This is a genomic window from Streptomyces sp. NPDC086549, from assembly GCF_044746205.1.
Taxonomy (GTDB): Bacteria; Actinomycetota; Actinomycetes; order Streptomycetales; family Streptomycetaceae; genus Streptomyces.
This window is the reverse complement of record NZ_JBIVBS010000002.1, coordinates 793,872-810,731: the sequence shown is the minus strand read 5'-3', so window position 1 is coordinate 810,731 and position 16,860 is coordinate 793,872. Positions and strand designations below refer to the sequence as shown.

General features: G+C 70.4%; 14 protein-coding genes and 1 pseudogene. 11 read left to right on the top strand and 4 right to left on the bottom strand.

Features of this window, described 5'->3' with window-relative positions; genetic code table 11:
* Positions 1-7 precede the first annotated feature (7 nt).
* From ACIPSA_RS10335 to ACIPSA_RS10325, 3 genes are read right to left on the bottom strand one after another with little or no spacing between them, the layout of a single operon-like run.
* Positions 8-907: a carbohydrate ABC transporter permease gene (locus tag ACIPSA_RS10335; protein WP_402631388.1), complete on the bottom strand. Its 900-nt coding sequence runs from the start codon at positions 905-907 to the stop codon at positions 8-10.
* 4 nt (positions 908-911) lie between these two features.
* Positions 912-1,778 (bottom strand): carbohydrate ABC transporter permease, encoded by an 867-nt coding sequence (locus ACIPSA_RS10330; RefSeq protein ID WP_402631385.1) that lies wholly within the window; start codon positions 1,776-1,778, stop codon positions 912-914.
* Positions 1,775-3,100: an ABC transporter substrate-binding protein gene (locus ACIPSA_RS10325; protein ID WP_402631383.1), complete on the bottom strand. Its 1,326-nt coding sequence runs from the start codon at positions 3,098-3,100 to the stop codon at positions 1,775-1,777. The genes ACIPSA_RS10330 and ACIPSA_RS10325 overlap by 4 nt, the downstream gene beginning before the upstream one ends.
* Before the next feature lie 107 nt (positions 3,101-3,207).
* On the opposite strand from ACIPSA_RS10325, the gene ACIPSA_RS10320 reads away from it, so the two are divergent.
* From ACIPSA_RS10320 to ACIPSA_RS10295, 6 genes and pseudogenes are all read left to right on the top strand, one after another.
* Positions 3,208-4,236, top strand: a complete 1,029-nt coding sequence (locus tag ACIPSA_RS10320) for a LacI family DNA-binding transcriptional regulator (protein WP_402631380.1) — start codon at positions 3,208-3,210, stop codon at positions 4,234-4,236.
* 102 nt (positions 4,237-4,338) lie between these two features.
* Entirely contained in the window at positions 4,339-5,694 is a 1,356-nt protein-coding gene (locus tag ACIPSA_RS10315) for an endo-1,4-beta-xylanase (protein ID WP_402631377.1), read from the top strand.
* A gap of 133 nt (positions 5,695-5,827) precedes the next feature.
* Complete coding sequence (locus ACIPSA_RS10310; protein ID WP_402631751.1) at positions 5,828-6,850, top strand: LCP family protein; 1,023 nt, start codon at positions 5,828-5,830, stop codon at positions 6,848-6,850.
* 128 nt (positions 6,851-6,978) lie between these two features.
* Complete coding sequence (locus ACIPSA_RS10305; protein WP_402631375.1) at positions 6,979-7,332, top strand: YciI family protein; 354 nt, start codon at positions 6,979-6,981, stop codon at positions 7,330-7,332.
* Positions 7,333-7,490: 158 nt separating this feature from the next.
* Positions 7,491-8,704: pseudogene (locus ACIPSA_RS10300) on the top strand (RNA polymerase sigma factor).
* A gap of 92 nt (positions 8,705-8,796) precedes the next feature.
* A complete protein-coding gene (locus tag ACIPSA_RS10295; protein ID WP_402631372.1) occupies positions 8,797-10,845 on the top strand; it encodes a cell wall-binding repeat-containing protein in 2,049 nt (682 codons plus the stop codon).
* On the opposite strand, the gene ACIPSA_RS10290 is transcribed toward ACIPSA_RS10295, so the two are convergent.
* Positions 10,823-12,151, bottom strand: a complete 1,329-nt coding sequence (locus ACIPSA_RS10290; protein WP_402631369.1) for a methyltransferase domain-containing protein — start codon at positions 12,149-12,151, stop codon at positions 10,823-10,825. The genes ACIPSA_RS10295 and ACIPSA_RS10290 overlap by 23 nt on opposite strands.
* On the opposite strand from ACIPSA_RS10290, the gene ACIPSA_RS10285 reads away from it, so the two are divergent.
* The 5 genes from ACIPSA_RS10285 (at position 12,134) to groL (ending at position 16,857) form a co-directional block, all read left to right on the top strand.
* Entirely contained in the window at positions 12,134-13,090 is a 957-nt protein-coding gene (locus ACIPSA_RS10285) for a polysaccharide deacetylase family protein (RefSeq protein WP_402631366.1), read from the top strand. The two genes, ACIPSA_RS10290 and ACIPSA_RS10285, sit on opposite strands and share 18 nt — an antisense overlap.
* Complete coding sequence (locus ACIPSA_RS10280) at positions 13,090-13,932, top strand: polysaccharide deacetylase family protein (RefSeq protein WP_402631363.1); 843 nt, start codon at positions 13,090-13,092, stop codon at positions 13,930-13,932. The genes ACIPSA_RS10285 and ACIPSA_RS10280 overlap by 1 nt, the downstream gene beginning before the upstream one ends.
* A 21-nt stretch (positions 13,933-13,953) precedes the next feature.
* Positions 13,954-14,430 carry a GNAT family N-acetyltransferase gene (locus ACIPSA_RS10275; RefSeq protein WP_402631359.1) on the top strand — a complete coding sequence of 159 codons (477 nt, stop codon included), beginning with the start codon at positions 13,954-13,956 and terminating at the stop codon, positions 14,428-14,430.
* A gap of 368 nt (positions 14,431-14,798) precedes the next feature.
* Complete coding sequence (gene groES, locus ACIPSA_RS10270; RefSeq protein ID WP_316747423.1) at positions 14,799-15,107, top strand: co-chaperone GroES; 309 nt, start codon at positions 14,799-14,801, stop codon at positions 15,105-15,107.
* A gap of 121 nt (positions 15,108-15,228) precedes the next feature.
* Positions 15,229-16,857: a chaperonin GroEL gene (groL, locus tag ACIPSA_RS10265; protein WP_402631355.1), complete on the top strand. Its 1,629-nt coding sequence runs from the start codon at positions 15,229-15,231 to the stop codon at positions 16,855-16,857.
* Positions 16,858-16,860: the final 3 nt, after the last annotated feature.

The window sequence follows — 16,860 nt, the reverse complement described above, 5'->3', positions numbered from 1 at the left end:
GGAGGGATCACTTGCCGCCCACGCCCATCAGGCCGCCCACCAGCGCGCGGCGGGCCACCAGGTACACGGCGAAGATCGGGATGCCGGACAGGACGACCGAGGCGAGCAGGGCGGGGATGTTCACACCGAACTGGCTCACGTAGTTGAACAGGCCCAGGGTCAGCACGCGCGGGCCGTCGGACTGGGTGAAGATCAGCGGGAAGAGGAAGCCGTTCCAGGCCTGGAGGGCGGAGTAGACGACGACCGTGCTGATGCCGCCCTTGGCCAGGGGGACGACCAGCTGGAACAGCATGCGGGTGGGCGAGGCGCCGTCCAGCGCCATCGCCTCGTACAGCTCCTCGGAGATGTCCCGCAGCGTGCCGGTGAGGATCAGCACCGAGACCGGCATCGCGAAGGCCGCGGTCGGCAGGACGACCGCGAGGAGGCTGTCGTAGAGGTTCAGCTTCGCGATCATCAGATACAGGGGGACCACCACCGCCTGGGCCGGGATGGCCACGCCCAGCAGGAACAGGCGGAAGGCCGCTCCCGACCAGGTGTTCCGGGTGCGTACGGCCACGTAGGCGAGCGGGACGCAGAGGACCAGCACGATCGCCACGACCGCCGCCGCCACGATCGCCGTGTTCGCCAGGAAGTGGCCGAAGCCGTTGTGCAGGACGGTGTTGTAGTTGTCCAGGGTCGGGTCGGCGGGCGGCTTCAGGGCGTTGTTGCCCAGCGCCTCGTCCTGGCGGGTGAGCGAGGCCGAGATCATCGCGTAGACCGGGACGATCACCACCGCCAGCCAGAGCACCGCGCCCAGGCCGGCCAGCGGATTGGCGCGCCGGCTCCAGTGCCTGCGGCGGCGCTCGGCGGCCGGCCTCGCGGGCGGCTCGCCGGTCTTCACGGGACGCGGCAACGTATCGTGTGACACTCCGTCACAGTCCTTCCCGTGTGCTGCGCATCGCGCCGAAACCGGTGAGCCTCACCATGACCAGGGAGAGCGCCGTGGCCGCCACGACCAGGAAGGAGGCGATGGCGCTGGCATAGCCGAAGTCGTAGCTCTTGAAGCCCGCCTCGTACATCAGGTACGGCAGGATCGCCGTGTCGGTGCCGGGGCCGCCCTGGGTGAGGATCAGGACGGTCTCGAAGTAGGTCAGCGAGCCGACGATCATCAGCACGCTCGACGTCGTCGCCGTGTTGCGGAGCTGGGGGAGCGTGATCGAGAAGAACTGGCGGTAGCGGCCGGCGCCGTCGATCGCGGCCGCCTGGTACAGGACGTCGGGGATCTGCCGTGCCCCGCCCTGGTAGATCAGGGTGTGGAAGGGGATGAACTGCCAGCCGCCGACGAAGACGATCGCGAGGAAGGCGCCGCTGGTCGAGCCGAGAGTGTCCTTCTGGATGATGCCGAAGTTCGGGTCGAGCAGGGCGTAGAAGAGCAGCGAGATCGCCGTCGAGGACAGCAGGAACGGGACGAAGAAGACCGCGGAGAGGATCGCGCGGTTGCGCTGGCGGCCGGCCGCCCAGACGCCGAGCAGCAGGGAGACGACCGTCTGGAAGGCCCAGCTCGCCAGGGTGAGCAGGACGGTGACCGTGAGGGACTGGGTGAGGCGGTCGTCGTCCAGCAGTTTCCGCCAGTTGGCGAGGCCCACCGGTTTCGGGTCGCCCAGGCCGTTCCACCTGGTGAAGGACAGGTAGAGGGCCAGGGCCATCGGGGCGACGGCGAAGAAGGCGAAGAACAGGACGCCCGGGAGGGCCCACGCGGCATGCGGGCGTCCGGCCTTCGTGGCGGTACTGGTGCTCACTTCAGCCCCTGGAGCGCCGACACGAACCGGCTCGGCGAGGACTTCCCCACGAACAGCTTGTTGATCTCGGTGAGCATCGGCGTCGAGACGTCCGGGTCCACGGCCTGGTCCCAGCTCAGCGTGAAGGCCGGGGCCTGCTGCACCATCTGGTACTGGAACTTGGCGAACTCGGGGTTCGGGGAGGCGTCGAGCAGCTTCTCCGCGTTGGATGTGGTGGGGATGTCGCCGTTGGCCACCAGGTCCTTGGCGTAGGCCTCCGACGCGCAGGCGCGCAGGAACGCGATCGCCGCGTCCTTGTTGGACGTACGGGCGTTCACGGACCAGTAGTTGGTGGGGTTGCCGACGACGTTGCGGATGTCTCCGGCGCCGTCCTCGACCTTCGGGAAGGCGCACCAGCCCAGGTTCTTCTTCGCGAAGTCCGGGAACTTGCCGAGCTGCGTCGAGTACTCCCACGAGCCCATCAGGTGCATCGCCGCCCTGCCCTTGGCGAAGACCGCGGGCGCGCCGCCGTTGACGTACGACACCGAGCTGAAGCCCTTGCCGAAGGCGCCGTCGTCGATGAGCTGCCTGACGGTCTCGGCGGCCTTCAGCACCGCCGGGTCGCCCCAGCCGGAGGAGTCACCGTTCTTGATCCTGTCGAAGACCTCGGGGCCGCCGATGCGGTCGGTCAGGTACTCCAGCCACATCAGCTCGGGCCAGATGTCGGCGCCGCCGAGGGCGAAGGGGGTGATGCCGGCCTTCTTCAGCCTGCCGTTGATGTCCAGCAACTGGTCGAAGGTGGTGGGCGGCTGGAGCTTGTGCTCGGCGAAGACGGACTTGTTGTAGAAGAGGATCACCGGCTGCATGCCGCGCATGGGTATGCCGTAGTTGTGGCCGCTCAGGCCGCCCGCCGCGAGGACCGAGGGCAGGAAGCCGTCCTTGAGGACCGGGTCGGACTTGATCGTGTCGGTGAGGTCGACCAGCTGGTCCGCTTCCTTGTACGCCTTGATCGAGCCGCCGCCCCAGTTGAAGAACACGTCGGGCGCGTTGGGTGAGCCCATCGCCGTGCGCAGCTTGGCCGGGTAGTCCGAGCCGGGCACCTTCTGCAGCTTGACCTTGCCCTTGGTCTTCTTCGCGGCTGCCGACGCGTTGAACCGGTCGACTGCCTTGACCTGCACCTTCACCGCGTCGTCGCCATAGACGAAGGCGGTGAGCGTGCCGCCGCCGGATCCGCCGGAGGAGCCGCAGGCGGAGAGTCCGGCGGTGAGCAGAGTGGTGGCACCGGCGCCGAGCGCCCAGCGCCTGCTGAACGTACGCCCGCCGTTGGACGTCTGGGACTCCATGACAGCACCTCTCGTACGAATGTTTCGATCACTGCTTCGAATGTTCCGGGAACGTAGGGCCATGCAGGGGCTTCGTCAAGGGGGCGCGCAGGGTTACGATCGCGGGCATGAAGCCAGGGAAGCCCGCAGAAACGCAGACGGCGACGCTCGCCGAAATCGCCCGCGAGGCCGGCGTGTCCGCTCCGACTGTTTCGAAGGTCCTCAACGGCCGCGCCGACGTCGCCCCCGCGACCCGCACGCGTGTCGAGGAACTGCTGCGCGCCTACGGCTACCGGCGCCGCCGGGCCGAGGCTTCCCGCTCGCCCCTGATCGACCTGGTCTTCCACGAGCTGGAGAGCGCCTGGGCGATGGAGGTCATCCGGGGAGTGGAGAACGTGGCCCGGGACGCGGGCCTGAGCGTCGTGCTGTCCGAGTCCGCCGGGCGGCTCACCCCCGGCCGGACCTGGGCCGACCAGGTCGCCGCCCGCCGCCCGCACGGCGTGATCCTGGTCCTGTCCGGGCTCGACGAGTCCCAGCGCGCGCTGCTGACCAGCAGATCCATCCCGTTCGTGGTGATGGACCCGGCCGGCGACCCGGGCGCCGACGTGCCGTTCATCGGCGCGACGAACTGGCAGGGCGGACTCGCCGCCACCCGGCACCTGGTCGAGCTGGGGCACCGGCGGATCGGCGCCATCACCGGCCCCCCGCACATGATGTGCAGCCGCGCCCGCGTCGACGGCTACCGCGCGGCCCTGGAGACCGCCGGAGTGCCGGCCGATCCCGAGCTGATCAGGACCGGCGACTTCCACCACGAGGCCGGCTACCGCCTCGGCCGCGAACTCCTCGGCCTTCCCGACCGCCCCACCGCCGTCTTCGCCGGCAACGACCTCCAGGCGCTCGGCCTGTACGAGGCCGCACGTGAGCTGGGGCTGCGTGTCCCCGAGGACCTCAGCGTGGTCGGGTTCGACGACCTTCCGGTGGCCCGCTGGGTGGGGCCGCCGCTGACGACCGTACGGCAGCCGCTGACGGAGATGGCCGAGGCGGCGGCCCGGCTGCTGCTGGAGCTCGGGCGGTCCGAGGAGGCGCCGACGGCCACCCGGGTGGAGCTGGCGACCAGTCTGGTGGTGCGCAGCAGTACGGCGGCGCCTCCGCGGTGACGCGGGTGGCCGGAAGTTGACGTATTGACGAGTGGTGCGAGCGCCCCCACACTCCTCCGAAGCCAATCGGTTGTACGACCGAAACTTTCGGAGGTACCCGCGATGAGATCTCTGAGAACAGGCTTGTCACCGGGGTCGTTGCTGGCCGGCTTCGCGGCGCTCGGCGCCCTGCTGGTCGCGGCCCCCGCCGCCCACGCCGCCGACACCCCGCTGCGCGACCTCGGGGCCGCCAAGGGCAAGGTCATCGGCACGGCGGTCACCGGCTCCAAGCTCACCGGCACCTACGGCGACCTGGCCGGGGCGCAGTTCAGCTCGCTCACCCCCGGCAACGCCATGAAGTGGGGCACGGTCGAGCCGACCCAGGGCTCCTTCGACTGGACCGAGGCGGACCAGATCGTCGCCTTCGCCCAGGCCCACAACCAGCAGGTGCGCGGCCACACCCTGGTCTGGCACAGCCAGAACCCGAGCTGGCTGACCAACGGCAGCTGGACGTCGGCCCAGCTCAGCAGCCTGCTCCAGAACCACATCAGCACCGAGGTGACCCGCTACAAGGGCAAGATCGCCGCCTGGGACGTGGTCAACGAGCCCTTCAACGAGGACGGCACCTACCGCTCGACCCTCTGGTACAACGGCCTCGGCTCCGGCTATATCGCCAACGCCCTGACCTGGGCGCACGCGGCCGACCCGAACGCCAAGCTGTACATCAACGACTACAACGTCGAGGGCGTGAACGCGAAGAGCACCGCCTTGTACAACCTGGTCAAGTCCCTCAAGCAGCAGGGCGTCCCGATCGACGGTGTGGGCCTGCAGGCACATCTGATCCTCGGCCAGGTCCCGTCCACGCTCCAGCAGAACATCCAGCGCTTCGCCGACCTCGGCGTCGACGTGGCGATCACCGAACTGGACGTTCGCATGGCCCTGCCCGCGGACAGCACGAAGCTCGCCCAGCAGGCCGCCGACTTCAAGTCGGTGGTGGCCGCCTGCGTGGCCGTGACCCGCTGCGTCAATGTCACCGTGTGGGGCTTCACCGACTCCGACTCCTGGGTGCCGGGCACGTTCCCGGGGTACGGGGCGGCGACTCCGTACGACGAGAGCTACGCGCCGAAACCGGCCTACTACGGCATCGCGGAAGCCCTCGGCGGCACGACCGCACCGCCCCCGACCGGCGCCTGCACGGCGACGTACAGCGTGGTCAGCCAGTGGAACACCGGCTTCACCGGCCAGGTGGGCATCGCCTGCTCCGGTGCCTCGCTCTCGTCCTGGAAGGCGACCTGGACGTACGGGGCGGGCCAGCAGATCACCCAGGCCTGGAACGCCGGCTGCACCCAGTCGGGGGCGGCGGTGACGTGTGTGAACGCCTCCTACAACGGGTCGGTCCCGGACGGCGGATCGGTGACCTTCGGGTTCAACGCGTCCTGGAGCGGGAGCAATCCGGTGCCCGTGGTGACACTGGGCTGAGAAACGTGAGATTTTCCGAAGAAAACCGTCTCTCGATCCGTTCGCTAACAGTCCCCTAATAATTCGGACTTACGTTCCTGCCGTGACCGTACACGACGAGAACGGCGACGAGGACAGACGGATGGGCCGGCGGATGGGCCGGCGGTCGAGAGTGCTGAAGGCCGCCGGTCTCACCCTGGCGGGGGCACTGGTGCTGGCCGTCGCGGCCGCGGGCTGGGCCTACTGGCACCTCGACAACAACATCAAGAGCGTCGACATCGACAACGCGCTCGGCGACGACCGCCCGGCGAAAGCGGTGGCCACACCGTCCGCCTCCGCCTCTGTCTCCGCCTCCGCGTCCCCGCTGCCGACCGAGGCCCTCAACATCCTGGTCCTGGGCTCGGACTCGCGCAGCGGCAAGGCGAACAAACAGCTCGGCGGCGGCAACAGCTCCGGGGCCCGCTCCGACACGGCGATGGTGGTGCACATCGACGCGGGCCGCACCAAGGCCACGGTCGTCAGCATTCCGCGCGACACGCTCGTCACCCGTCCGTCCTGCCCGCTCTCCTCCGGGGGCTCGACGGCGGTGGCGTACGGCGCGATGTTCAACAGCGCCTATTCGGTGGGCGGGCCGGTCTGCGCGGTGAAGACGGTCGAGTCGATCACGAACGTCCGCATGGACCACTACATCGAGATCGACTTCGCGGGCTTCGCGAAGCTGGTGAACGCTCTCGGCGGGGTCACCGTCACCACCGAGCAGGACATCGACGACGACAAGAGCCACCTGCACCTCAAGGCGGGCACCCACCATCTCGACGGCAAGCAGGCCCTGGCCCTCGCCCGCACCCGGCACGGCATAGGCGACGGCAGCGACCTCGGCCGCATAGGACTCCAGCAGAAGCTGGTGAAGGCCTTGCTGGAACAGATGGCGTCCACGGACCTGCTCACCGACCCCACCAGGCTCTACAGCGTCGCCGACGCCGTCACCGGCAGCCTCACGACGGACACGGGCCTCGACTCGCTGACCGGACTCATGCGCCTCGGCCAGAGCCTGAAGAGCCTGTCCTCGGACCATGTGAAGACGGTGATGATGCCGGTGGTGACGGCACCGTCCGACCCCAACCGAGTGGTGGCGAAGGAACCGGCGGCGAGCAGGCTGTGGGAGTCGCTGCGCTGACGGGTCCGGCGGGCTCCCGGAAAAAATCTCCGAAGAATTCCGGGGAGCGTGTCGATCCGGGTGTCTCCCGTTCGACGCATGGGTGAGAGGCGGGGAGAGACTCCGCCCTCCGGACCGAAGGAGTCACCATGCCCCGCTATCTGTCGCTCGTGCAGATCGACGAGTCCTCCGCCCCGGCGGAGCCCAGCCCCGAGCTGATGCAGCGGATGGGCGAGCTGATCGAGGAGGTCACCAAGGCCGGCGTGATGCTCGACACCGCCGGGCTGACCCCTTCCGCCCAGGGCACCCGGGTGCGCTGGGAGGGCGGCAGGATCTCCGTCACCGACGGGCCGTTCACCGAGTCCAAGGAGGTCGTCGGCGGCTACGCGATCATGCAGTGCAAGGACATGGCCGAGGCGCTGGAGTGGACCAAGCGGTTCCTGAAGGTGCACGAGGAGTTCTGGACGGTGACCTGCGAGGTGCGGGAGATCGCCGGGGGCTGAGCGTTCCTTGGCCTGTGCCCGGCGAGGGTGTTGCATGGTGGGCTGTGGAACAGCAGCCCACCGAGCAGCCCAGTGACCGGTCCAGCGAGCAGCCCGGCGACCGGTCCACCGAGCAGTGCAACGACCGGTCCAGCGACCGGTCCAGTGCCGAGCACGCGATCGAGACCGTCTTCCGCCTGGAGTCCCCGCGGATCATCGCCGGGGTGACCCGCATCGTCCGGGACGTCGGCATCGCGGAGGAACTCGCGCAGGACGCCCTGGTCGCGGCGCTGGAGCGGTGGCCCAGGGACGGCACCCCGGTGCCTGGCTCATGGCCGCCGCCCGGCACCGCGCCGTCGACCTGGTCCGCCGCCGGGAGAACTACGCTCGCAAGCTCGCGGAGATCGGCCGCGACCTGGAGACCACGGCCCCTCCGGAGGAGCCCGCCGACCCGGAGGACATCGACGACGACCTGCTCCGCCTGGTCTTCACCGCCTGCCACCCGGTGCTGTCCCCCGAGGCGCGCACCGCCCTGACCCTGCGCCTGCTGGGCGGTCTGAGCACGGCCGAGATCGCCCGCGCGTTCCTCGTCCCCGAGCCGACGATCGCCCAGCGCATCGTCCGGGCCAAGCGCACGCTCGCGACGCGGAACGTCGCCTTCGAGGTGCCGTACGGCCCCGACCGCGAGGCCCGTCTCGGCTCCGTCCTCGACGTCATCTACCTGATCTTCAACGAGGGATACGCGGCCACCGCCGGGGACGACCTGCTGCGCCCCGGGCTGTGCGAGGACGCCCTCCGGCTTGCCCGTGTGCTCTCCGCCCTGATGCCCAAGGAGCCCGAGGTGCACGCCCTGACCTCGCTCCTGGAGTTCCAGGCCTCCCGCACCGCCGCCCGCACCGGCCCCGACGGCACCCCGGTGCTGCTGAAGGACCAGAACCGCCGCCGCTGGAACCGCATGCTCATCGCCCGCGGCATCCGGGCCCTCGGCCGCGCCGACGCCACCGGCGCCCCCGGCCCCTACGCCCTCCAGGCCGCCATCGCCGCCTGCCACGCGCACGCGTACACCTACGAGGAGACCGACTGGCGGACCATCGCCACCCTGTACGGTCTGCTCGCGGCCCGCGCCCCGTCCCCGGTCGTGGAGCTGAACCGCGCCGTCGCCGTGTCGATGGCCGAGGGCCCGGCCGAGGGGCTGAAGCTGGTCGACGCCCTGATCGCCGAACCCTCCCTCCGCGACTACCACCTGCTGCCCAGCGTGCGCGGCGACCTGCTGGCGCGGCTCGGGCGCACCGCGGAGGCCCGCGAGGAGTTCGTCCGCGCGTCCGAGCTGACACGCAACGAGCGCGAGCGCCAGCTGTTGAACGCGAAACTGCATTCCCTTCCTGGTCACTGACGGTTTACAGTTGCGCGGCTGCCACGCGACCGGCGTGACACCTTCCGCGGGCGGGGCAGCACCACCGATACCTGTGGGGGGTACAACGCATCGTGCGCTCTTCCAGATCTTCCGCACGCCGCCGGCTCGTCGCGCTCGGCGCCACCGCGGCCCTGACCGCCGGCACCGTGGCCGCGCTGGCCCCGGGCGCCTCGGCCGACACCGGCTGGACCGCGACCGACGGCATCCTCACCGCGGACATGGACGGCTCCGTCTCGCAGCTGTACGAGGACGGCACCGCGCCCGTGGCCCGGCTCGCGAACGCCATGAAGCCTGCCTGGTCGCCCGACGGCAGCCGTATGGCCTACGTCAACCAGTCGACCGGACGCGTCAACGTCGTCGGGCACGACTTCAAGGGCCCCGTGGAGCTCCCGGTCGACACGACCAACTCGATCCTCGCCGAGGACCCGACCTTCCTCTGGGGCGGCAACGATGTCGTCTTCACGCTCAGCGGGCGGCTGCGCTTCGCCCCGTCCGACGGCAGCCGCGTCCAGCAACACCTGTTCGCCACCGCGCAGGAGGGCTGCGACAGCCAGCCCAGCGGCGCCGTGAACGGCAAGCTCGCGTTCATCCGCTCGGGCACCACCTGCAGCGGCGACCGGCGCTTCGGCGCCGTGTGGCTGTACGACGACGCGAAGAACACCTTCAAGCAGCTGGTGGCGGGCAAGGCCAACGCGCCGGCCATCTCCCCGGACGGTACCAAGGTCGCCTACACCCTCGACGGCAAGCTGTACACGGTCGACGTGGCCACCGGCGCGGTGACTCCGTGGCTGCCCGACGAGACCGGCTCCATCAGCAGGCCCGCCTGGTCGCCCGACGGCACCAGGCTGGCGTACGAGCTGAGGACGACCTCGAACGAGCTGCAGAACCAGGTCCTCGACCTGGCCGGCGGCACCACCGAGGTCCTCTACGACACGCCCACCACCGCCAAGTGGGACCTCGCCTGGCAGCCGCTGCGCAAGAACGTCACCGGCCGGGTCTGGGGCGCCGACACCTACGCCACCAACATCGCCTCCTCGCGCTGGACCTGGAACAAGGTCGGCGGCAGCGTGCCGGGCCTGATGAACGCCAAGTCCGCGGTGCTGATCAACCAGGACAGCACGGCGTACTCGCTCACCGCGCCCGCCCTGGCCGGCAAGAAGCACGGCCCGGTGCTCGGCACCCCGAAGAGCGGGCTGTCCTCGGCGGTGAAGTCGGAGCTGAAGCGGACTCTCAAGCCCGGCTCCACCGTCTATCTCGTCGGCGGCACGTCCGTCCTCAGCAGCGCCGTCTCCTCCCAGGTGACGTCGCTCGGCTTCACCCCGAAGCGGCTGTCGGGCACGGACCGCTACGCGACCTCGGTCGCCGTGGCCAAGTCGGTCACCAGCACACCCAAGTACGTGTTCCTGGCCGACGGCACCACATACGCCTCGGCCATCCCGGCGGCGGCCGCCGCCGGTGCGGACGGCACGAGCAGCGCGGGCAGCGTCGTCCTCAGCAACGGCAGCACGCTGACGTCGTCGGTGAAGTCGTACCTGAACAGCCTGAACCCCAAGAACACCATGGTCATCGCGGTGGGTTCGAGCGCCAAGTACGCGCTCACGCACACGTACTTCTCGCACTGGCCGTCCACGTTCTCGTACTACCCGATCACGGCGATGAAGTCCGGGCGCGAGACGGCCCCGGCCCTGTCCGTGGCCCTCGCGAAGTTCTGGTGGAGCGCGCCCTCCCAGGTGGCCCTCGCGGGCGACACCTCGTGGCGGGGCGGTGTTTCCGCGGCCGCGGCGATGAACGTCTTCGGTCCCGTCCTGTGGACCGACCCCGCGACTCTGCCGAGCGAGGTCAAGAGCTACCTCGTGCGCGAGGCCGCGGGCACCCAGGCCGTGATCGCCTTCGGCGGCAACTCCTCGGTCCCGCCCGCCGGACTGGACACGGCGGGCACCGCGATCAGCGCGGGCGCCGGCCAGTTCGCGTACCAGCCGTACTACAACGGCGACCTGCCGGTGAGCCCCCTCGCCGCGAGCACCGCCGCGGGTACCGGCGCGAGCACCGCCACGGGCACTTCCGGGCCGGTCGGTGCCGACCCGCACCTGGAGCCGCTCAGGACGCTCCACCGGCAGTAGCCGGTGACTGCGCGGGGGCGCCGATCAGCATGGTCGGGGCCCCCGCCACCCGGGTGAGGAACACCGTTGCCGAGCCCGGCCCCTGCGGCTTGACCTTCCTGCGCAGCTCCTCCGGCTCCACGGCCGACCCGCGCTTCTTCACGGTCAGCGTGCCGACCTCCCGTTCCCGCAGCAGCGCCTTCAACTTCTTCACGCTGAAGTGGAGTTGGTCGGTGATCTCGTACGCGGACGCGTACGGCGTCGGCCGCAGTTCGTCCGCCGTGACGTACGCGATGGTCTCGTCGACGAGCCCGCCGTCGAGCGACTCGGCGACCTCGGCGACCAGGTGCGCCCGGATGACGGCCCCGTCGGGCTCGTACAAGTACCGCCCCACGGGCCGTACTTCGGGATCCGGAAGCCCCCGCCCCAGCAGGGACCGCGGCCCCGGCAGCAGCGTGGCCCGCACGGCGCCCGGCCGGACCCCGGTCCCGAACCAGAGCACCGCCTCCTTCACGTCCCCGCCGTCGGAGATCCACTCGGCCTCGGCGTCGGCCGGGACCGCCTCGTGGGGGATGCCGGGGGCGATCTTCAGCGCGGCCACCCGAGCCGCCGACGCCGCGCCCACCGCCCACGACAGCGGCGGCGAGTACGCCTCCGGATCGAAGATGCGCCCACGCCCGCCCCGCCGGGCCGGGTCGACGAACACGGCGTCGTACGCGGCCGTGTCGACCTCCGTGACGTCCGCCTCGCGCACCTCGATCAGCTCGCCGAGCCCCAGCACCTCGGCGTTCGCCCGTGCCACCTCCACCGTCAGCGGGTCCCGGTCCACGGCGAGCACCCGGATCCCGGCGCGCGCGAGGGCGATCGCGTCGCCGCCGATGCCGCAGCACAGGTCGGCGACGGAGGTGACGCCGAGACCCTTCAGCCGTCCGGCCCGGTACGTCGCCACGCTCGTCCGCGTGGACTGTTCGACCCCGTTCGGCGTGAAGAACATCCGCTCGGCGTCCTCGGCCCCGAACTTCGCTGTCGCCCGCTGCCGGAGCCGGGCCTGGCCGAGGGCCGCCGACACCAGCTCGGCGGGGTGCTCGCGGCGCAGGCGGGTGGCGACGGCGAGCTCGTCGGCGGGTGCCGTGCCGCGGACCTCGTCGAGGAGGGCGTGGCCCTCGGGGGTGAGCAGGGAGCGGAAGGGGAGGGGGTCGTTCACCGGGGCGTCGTTCACCGGGTCATTGTGGGCCAGTCGGTGGATGGATCGCCTCCGGTGGCGGTGTCGGCCCCGGTTCGGAGCCGGGGCCTGCGAGGATCCGGCACCATGCGAGCAGTCGTACAAAATGACAAAAATGGGATGCTTGATGGGGTGCTCAATGGGGTGCTCAAGAGGGCGGGTGCCCGTGGTGGCATCGTCGCGCTCGCCGTCGCCGCCGGTGTCTCCGGCTGTTCGGGGCCGGGCCCGGACAGCGGTGCACGGCCGGCTCCCGGCCAGCAGATCCTCCACGCGCCCCCCGCCCGCGCCCTGGACTCCTACGCCACCCGCCTGAAGGCCGACCGCGCCGCCCTGGCGGCCGCCGCCGTCCACTGGGGCCTGACCGGGGTGCCCCTGATGCCCCCGGCGCCCCCGGCCCGCAAACCGAGGATCACCGCTCGCGCCGGATTCGAGGTCGACGGCCAGGTAGAGGACCACCTGCCCCCGGTCTTCACCACGATCCCCACCAGACAGAAGGTCGTCTTCCTCACCATCGACGACGGCGCCGAGAAGGACCCGGCGTTCTTGCGCATGATGAGCGACCTGAAGGTCCCCTACACCGCCTTCCTCAGCAACTACCTGATCAAGGACGACTACGCGTACTTCAGGAAGATGCAGGCCGAGGGCGTGACCCTCAACAACCACACCCTGCACCACCCCTACCTGCCCGGCCTGTCCTACGAGGAGCAGAAGGACGAGATCTGCGGCATGCAGGAGGTGATGAAGAAGCGGTTCGGCCAGGCTCCGACCGTCTTCCGCCCGCCCTACGGCAACTACAACGGGGACACCCTGCGCGCCGCCAAGTCCTGCGGGATCAAGTACGCGCCGATCTGGGACGAGGAGGTCTTCGTCGACCACTGGGAGTACCGGGAGGACGACAAGAGCCTGCACCCCGGCGACATCGTGCTCACCCACTTCCGGGGCCGCGAGGACTGGGACGGCACGATGGTCGACGACATGCGCCGCTTCCTCGACAAGGTCACGCGCGAGGGGTACGCGGTGGCGCGCCTGGAGGACTACCTGTGATGCGGCCGAGGGCGCCGCGGCGGTGCCGGGCGCTGCCGGCGGCCGTGCTCGCCGCGGCCGTCCTGCTTCCCCTCAGCGGCTGCGCCCAGTCCGTCGACCCCATCGAACGGCTGGGCAAGAAGGCGGCCCAGGGGGTACGGCCGCACGGCCGGAAGGCGGAGCAGGCGTACCGCCGCTGGGGCCTTCAGTCCCCGCTCGCCCCGGCCCCGACGCCCTCGGCGCGCCCCTCGGCCTCCCACCGGGACAGCCGTTCCCTGCCTCCGGTCCTCGACCACGTCCGCACCCGCGACCGGGTCGTCTTCCTCACCTACGGCGACGGTGCCGAGGAGGACGCCCGGTTCGCCGACATGGTCCGCGAACTGCGGCTCCCGGTCAGCGTGTTCCTCACCGGCAGCGTCGCCGGACCCGGGTACCGACACGTCGCCCGCCTCCAGTCGGCCGGCGCCGGCGTCCAGAACCACACCCTCGGCAGCTCCTCGCTGCGCGGGCTGCCGTACGCCGGGCAGCGCGCCGAGATCTGCGGCCAGCAGGAGAAACTCAACGCCCGCTTCGGCAGCCGCCCCAGCCTCTTCCGTCCGCCCGACGGCACGTACGACAGGACGACCCTGCGCGCGGCCGCCGACTGCGGCGTCTCGGCGGTGGTCCTCTGGCGCGCCGAGATGACCGCCGACGAGATCACCTACGCCCACGGCCCCGCACACCTGCGCCCGGGCGACATCATCGTGGTCGCCCCGGACGCCCCCACCGGCCCCGGCCCCACCCTCTGCGATCGCACGGCCCGCCTGCTGCGCCGCGCCCAGTCCCGGGGCCTGACGGTGGGCCGCCTGGAGGACTATCTGTGACGCCCGGCTAGCGTTCCGGCCATGACGGACTGGACGATACGCCCCGCGTCGGCGGCGGACGCCGAACCGGCGGCCGAACTGCGGGCCGTGGTGCTGCGGGCCGACCTCGAACGGCTGGGCCGGTACGACGAGCACCGGGTACGGCAGCGGCTGCGCGACGGCTTCGTCCCGGCGCACACCTGGGTGATCGAGGCGGACGGTACGTTCGCCGGCTGCGTGGCCCTGCGCCCGGCCGAGGACGCCCACTGGCTGGAGCACTTCTACCTCGCCCCGCACCTGCACGGCGCCGGCATCGGTTCGGCCGTGCTGAGCGAACTCCTGCGGCGCAGCGACCACGACGGCGTCACGGTCCGCCTGAACGTACTCCGCGGCAGCGCCGCACGCCGACTGTACGAGCGCCATGGCTTCGCCCTGGACACGGAGGACGAGGTGGACGTGTTCATGACCCGCAGCCCGCGGCGGCGCAGCTCAGCAAACTCCAGCCCGTCCGGCGCTTGAGGACGAGGAGTTGCCGTCCCGCCCCCGCCCACCCGCAGGTGGTGGCGTGGCTCAGCAAAATCCAGCCCGTCCGGCGCTTGAGGACGAGGCCGTTCAGGCCGAAGCGGGGGTCTGGGGGCGGCAGCCCCCAGGGGGGTCCACGAGGGGGATCCACCAGCACCGGGGACTGAAAACTTCGCGCCGCGCCGCAGGCAATTGGCACTCCGCTTGACCGAGTGCTAATCGCGGTCATAGTCTCGGCTCTGGCACTCCCCCCTGGAGAGTGCCAACAACGCGACGGGCAGGTCCGGCACCCGCGACGACGGATCCACCTGGTCGCCACCTCAGACAGTTAACCCCGTGAGATCTCCGAAGGGGGAGGTCGGATCGTGACGACCGCCAGCTCCAAGGTTGCCATCAAGCCGCTCGAGGACCGCATCGTGGTCCAGCCGCTCGACGCCGAGCAGACCACGGCTTCGGGCCTGGTCATTCCGGACACCGCCAAGGAGAAGCCCCAGGAGGGCGTTGTCCTGGCCGTGGGCCCGGGCCGCTTCGAGGACGGCAAGCGCGTCGAGCTCGACGTCAAGGTCGGCGACGTCGTTCTCTACAGCAAGTACGGCGGCACCGAGGTGAAGTACAACGGCGAGGAGTACCTCGTCCTCTCGGCTCGCGACGTGCTCGCGATCGTCGAGAAGTAATTCACCCAGAGCACAATTTGTTGCTTTGAACTGCGCCCCTGGCACCCGCGACCGATAAGGAGCCGGGCGCCCGGGGCGCAGTCTTCGTTCACCCAAGAATTCCGAGAGGGCTCACGCTGTCATGGCGAAGATCCTGAAGTTCGACGAGGACGCCCGTCGCGCCCTCGAGCGCGGCGTCAACAAGCTTGCCGACACGGTCAAGGTGACGATCGGCCCCAAGGGCCGCAACGTCGTCATCGACAAGAAGTTCGGCGCTCCCACCATCACCAACGACGGCGTCACCATCGCCCGCGAGGTCGAGATCGACGACCCGTACGAGAACCTCGGCGCCCAGCTGGTGAAGGAGGTGGCTACCAAGACCAACGACATCGCTGGTGACGGCACCACCACCGCCACCGTGCTGGCCCAGGCGCTCGTCCGCGAGGGCCTGAAGAACGTCGCCGCCGGCGCTTCCCCGGCCGCCCTGAAGAAGGGCATCGACGCCGCGGTCAAGGCCGTCTCCGAGGCCCTGCTCGCCTCGGCGCGGCCGATCGACGAGAAGTCCGACATCGCCGCCGTCGCCGCGCTGTCCGCCCAGGACCAGCAGGTCGGCGAGCTCATCGCCGAGGCGATGGACAAGGTCGGCAAGGACGGCGTCATCACCGTCGAGGAGTCCAACACCTTCGGTCTGGAGCTGGACTTCACCGAGGGCATGGCCTTCGACAAGGGCTACCTGTCGCCGTACTTCGTGACGGACCAGGAGCGCATGGAGGCCGTCCTCGACGACCCGTACATCCTCATCCACCAGGGCAAGATCTCCGCCATCGCGGACCTCCTGCCGCTGCTGGAGAAGATCATCCAGTCCAACGCCTCGAAGCCGCTGCTGATCATCGCCGAGGACGTCGACGGCGAGGCCCTGTCGACCCTGGTCGTCAACAAGATCCGCGGCACCTTCAACGCCACCGCCGTCAAGGCTCCCGGCTTCGGTGACCGCCGCAAGGCGATGCTGCAGGACCTGGCGATCCTCACCGGCGCCACGGTCATCTCCGAGGAGGTCGGCCTCAAGCTCGACCAGGTCGGCACCGACGTGCTGGGCTCCGCCCGCCGCGTCACCGTCACCAAGGACGACACCACGGTCGTCGACGGTGCCGGCAACTCCGCGGACGTCACCGGCCGCGTCGCCCAGATCAAGGCCGAGATCGAGAACACCGACTCCGACTGGGACCGCGAGAAGCTCCAGGAGCGCCTCGCGAAGCTGGCCGGCGGCGTGTGCGTGATCAAGGTCGGCGCCGCCACCGAGGTGGAGCTGAAGGAGAAGAAGCACCGTCTGGAGGACGCCATCTCCGCGACCCGCGCCGCGGTCGAGGAAGGCATCGTCTCCGGTGGTGGCTCCGCGCTGGTCCACGCCGTCAAGGTCCTCGAGGGCAACCTCGACAAGACCGGCGACGAGGCCACCGGTGTCTCCGTGGTCCGCAAGGCCGCCGTCGAGCCGCTGCGCTGGATCGCCGAGAACGCTGGCCTGGAGGGCTACGTCATCACCTCCAAGGTCGCCGAGCTCGACAAGGGCCAGGGCTTCAACGCCGCCACCGGCGAGTACGGCGACCTGGTCAAGGCCGGCGTCATCGACCCGGTGAAGGTCACCCGCTCCGCCCTGGAGAACGCCGCCTCCATCGCCTCCCTCCTCCTCACGACCGAGACCCTGGTCGTCGAGAAGAAGGAAGAGGAGCCGGCCGAGGCGGGCCACGGCCACGGTCACGGCCACGCCCACTGAGGC

Bases quoted from the DNA above. Each gene is read 5' to 3' on its own strand.
- ACIPSA_RS10305 (WP_402631375.1), top strand. From the start codon at position 6,979: ATGCCCCGCTATCTGTCGCTCGTGCAGATCGACGAGTCCTCCGCCCCG.
- groL (WP_402631355.1), top strand. From the start codon at position 15,229: ATGGCGAAGATCCTGAAGTTCGACGAGGACGCCCGTCGCGCCCTCGAG.
- ACIPSA_RS10310 (WP_402631751.1), top strand. From the start codon at position 5,828: ATGGGCCGGCGGTCGAGAGTGCTGAAGGCCGCCGGTCTCACCCTGGCG.
- ACIPSA_RS10315 (WP_402631377.1), top strand. From the start codon at position 4,339: ATGAGATCTCTGAGAACAGGCTTGTCACCGGGGTCGTTGCTGGCCGGC.
- ACIPSA_RS10325 (WP_402631383.1), bottom strand. From the start codon at position 3,100: ATGGAGTCCCAGACGTCCAACGGCGGGCGTACGTTCAGCAGGCGCTGG.
- ACIPSA_RS10285 (WP_402631366.1), top strand. From the start codon at position 12,134: ATGCGAGCAGTCGTACAAAATGACAAAAATGGGATGCTTGATGGGGTG.
- ACIPSA_RS10275 (WP_402631359.1), top strand. From the start codon at position 13,954: ATGACGGACTGGACGATACGCCCCGCGTCGGCGGCGGACGCCGAACCG.
- ACIPSA_RS10320 (WP_402631380.1), top strand. From the start codon at position 3,208: ATGAAGCCAGGGAAGCCCGCAGAAACGCAGACGGCGACGCTCGCCGAA.
- ACIPSA_RS10280 (WP_402631363.1), top strand. From the start codon at position 13,090: ATGCGGCCGAGGGCGCCGCGGCGGTGCCGGGCGCTGCCGGCGGCCGTG.